Origin of the sequence: Acinetobacter sp. YH16052 (assembly GCF_013417155.1) — a bacterium.
In the GTDB taxonomy this organism is placed as follows: domain Bacteria; phylum Pseudomonadota; class Gammaproteobacteria; order Pseudomonadales; family Moraxellaceae; genus Acinetobacter.
In genome coordinates this window covers 1-3,141 of the sequence record NZ_VPEO01000080.1, presented here as the reverse complement: position 1 = coordinate 3,141, position 3,141 = coordinate 1, and the positions used below count along the sequence as shown (strand labels likewise).

General features: G+C 39.5%; 3 protein-coding genes. 2 read left to right on the top strand and 1 reads right to left on the bottom strand.

Annotation, left to right across the window (positions count from 1 at the left end; translation table 11 throughout):
• On the bottom strand, positions 1-307 hold a 307-nt coding region (locus FTV42_RS15970; protein WP_218947012.1), incomplete at its 3' end, for a hypothetical protein.
• 1,007 nt (positions 308-1,314) lie between these two features.
• On the opposite strand from FTV42_RS15970, the gene FTV42_RS15965 reads away from it, so the two are divergent.
• Both FTV42_RS15965 and FTV42_RS15960 read left to right on the top strand, forming a co-directional pair.
• Positions 1,315-1,725: a MobC family plasmid mobilization relaxosome protein gene (locus FTV42_RS15965; protein WP_174660743.1), complete on the top strand. Its 411-nt coding sequence runs from the start codon at positions 1,315-1,317 to the stop codon at positions 1,723-1,725.
• The coding region (locus tag FTV42_RS15960; protein ID WP_180039187.1) for a relaxase/mobilization nuclease domain-containing protein at positions 1,715-3,141 on the top strand (1,427 nt) is incomplete at its 3' end. The genes FTV42_RS15965 and FTV42_RS15960, both read left to right, overlap by 11 nt.

Genomic DNA, 3,141 nt, shown 5'->3' with positions numbered 1-3,141 from the left:
ATGATGGCATTGTAAGGCTTACTTCATAATCTTTTTCATGCATTAAGCTATGGAGAATTTTAGAGATATTGGGGTTGAATTTTCCACACTCTTTAAGAGATATTGAGAATCCTTTTTGTCCTTTTAGGGCGTAAATTAAAGGATTCCCATCACCCCCCTGACGACTATACAAACGTTTAAAGACACTATGCACAATTAAGTCATTAAGTTTGTGATGATTAGGGTTAGCATCTAATGACGTATTTACTAGTTGTTCTGTTTCTGAGGTGAAAGTAACAACTTTATTGTCATTAACGAGAATTCCCAATTTAAGTCTCAACTATTTGGCTTATAAATAATTTTTAAAATTATCTTTATAAAAAAGAAAAAGTCCAATAAGTCTTGAAACTTATTGGACTTTCGCTTTATATTCTGTGGGTACAGTTATTTGATGCTACCAACATCAATTAACGAAAGATCGGCAGAGCTACCAACTCATACTGATATTCACCTTACGGCTAGTACCAGTTCCTATTTTAAAGAAAAGAACTAGTTTGACAAGCCTCAATTTGAAGTCCTTCGTTAATTCAGTAGTTTAAATCATCAAATAAGCACCTAACGGTCGAGCTTTATCTACTTCTGTGCGCCCTTTTTTAAAGGAAGATATGCGGTGCATGTGGAGGGATAAGTGTCACTGGTGCATCGTAGCGATAGTCGAAAGGCTAAACCGCTTACAGGGGATCTCACATAGGCGGAGCGTTGGAAGTAGTTGTATAGGTCGGTGAAGTTGCATGTTGGAGGAATCCTCGCAGAGATATCGCCATACTTCGACAGGGAGCGTGTGGGAGAAGGTGCAAAACCTTTAGTCCTTGTCTGCATGGTCAGCAAAACCATGTGCGGATACGACCGATGCGTGGCTCCGTCAGCCCAATTACAGGTTAATCGGCAATACTTAAGAGGATATTTGATTTTTTTAAATCAAAGCCTCTTAGGGAAAGTATTGCCGAAACTCTCTCAACGTTCACCATCAGCCCGAGCAAAGCGAGGGATGTGGGGACGGTGAGAAAGAGTTGAGCGCATTTGTTTTTACAAGATTCATGCCAATACTTCCTAGAGTTTATATACCGCGTCAATTGATTTAATTTTCATATAACAACTTTGTCCATTTTTAAATAAGCAAGGATACACAGCTACCCCTATTTAACTTTGTTAAACAGTGATAGTCTGTGACCTTGATCAGGGGCTTCACCCCCGATACCCCCGAAAAGCTTTAAAAAGAAAAATCAAAGATTTTCCAATTTAAAGCTTACAAAAGCCAAAGCAGGGTAGATTGAAATGTCAGGACATGAACAACAAGAGAATAAGCAAGGTAAAGCTGTTCGAGAGAGAACCTTTAAAGTCAGACTTTCTGAATCAGAATATCAATTGCTTGATTCAAATAATCCTTATGGTTCGATTGCAAAGTTACTTAGACAAGCAGCAGTAGAGAAAGCGACTAAAATTCATAATTCCAAAGCAGATGATGACCAAAAAATTAAAGTAACAAAGGTTGTTGAATCTTCGTATAGCAAGACAGAGCGAGTGTTAATTTTAGAACTTGGTCGAATTGGTAATAATGTGAATCAGATTGCCAAAGCCGTGAATACCGATATTGCAGGGGTAGGTACTTTTGACAAAGTGAAGTTACTTCATTTATTGATTTCAATTGATCAACAGCTTCGGGAGTTACGTCCAGATGATCGTTGATTTTTTTCGACATGGTTCAGGTTTGTCAAAAGGTTGTCTTGATTATTTATTGGGTGAAGATCGAGAGCGTGAACACGCACAGGTGCTTAGTGGTGATGTAGAACTGACAGCACAATTGATTGATAGCAGTCCTTTTGCAAAAAAATATACCAGTGGTTGTTTGTCCTTTTATGAGCATGATTTATCTGACCAGGATAAACAGAAAATAATGCAAAATTTTGAGGAATGTTTATTTCCAGGACTAGATAAAGACCAGTATCAAATTTTATGGGTACAGCACCAAGACAAAATTAATCAGGACACAGGTGAGACAAGGCTTGAGCTTAATTTTGTGATTCCCAATGTTGAGCTTTCAACAGGCAAACGCCTACAGCCATTCTATGCGCCAGTCGATTTAGATCGAGTCGATCTATTTAAGCAGATCACCAATACCGAACATTCACTGTATGACCCCGATGATCCTGAACATCGACAGCTATTTTTAAATAAAAAGAATCTACCCAAAGATATTAAGGATTTTAAAGAGCAGTTACATCAACGTGTTTACCGAGCGGTTGCCAATGGTGAAGTTGCCGATCGGCAAGAATTGGTGCAATGGCTTGAATCGAATCAAATCAATGTCACCCGACAAGTAAAAAATTCCATATCCATTGAAAACCCGTATGAGGGCGCAAAACGTCCTATCCGTTTAGAGGGCGAGATTTATGAGCAAAGCTTTAGAGCTACTGGCGAATATCGACAAGAAGTACAACAACGAATTGAAGAATACAGAGGAACAACTTCTGAGCGGTATCGAGCAAACGTCACAGACTATCAGAGACAGCTTGAACACAAGAGCCAATATCACAGCGACCGCTATCCAACAGTCGGACGAGAAAATAGCCCAGAGCATTCAAAACAACGCCCAGACGGTCGAGAAGGAATTGAGCCAGTATCAAACCTTACTGCAATCGAAATTGAGCCATTTAACGAAATTAAACGAGCAAATACAGAGCCAAGAACAACAAGCCCAGAATCAAGCGGTACAGAAAAAACTTACCATTTTGAATATGGGACTGATTTCAGTAGTAGTTATTTTGCTTATAGCAATTTTCTCGCTTGGTCTCGTCACCAAAAACAAGTACAGCGAGATGCAGACGCTAAATACAGTGATCAACGAGAAGCAAATGAGGGTCGATCATTTGAACCGATCGGGAGGCAGTTTGACGATCAGCACATGCAAGCGACCAGACAGCAAAGCACAACGTCTCTGTATTCAGATCAACAAGAATGCAGGGGAATGGCAGAACGGTTACATGATTCCAATGGGGTACTAAACGATGACGGAATTAGAAACACAATTATTGAGAATCATCGAAGAACAACAGCAACAGTTACTGCAACAACAATCGCAATTGCAGAAGCAACAGCAAGCTT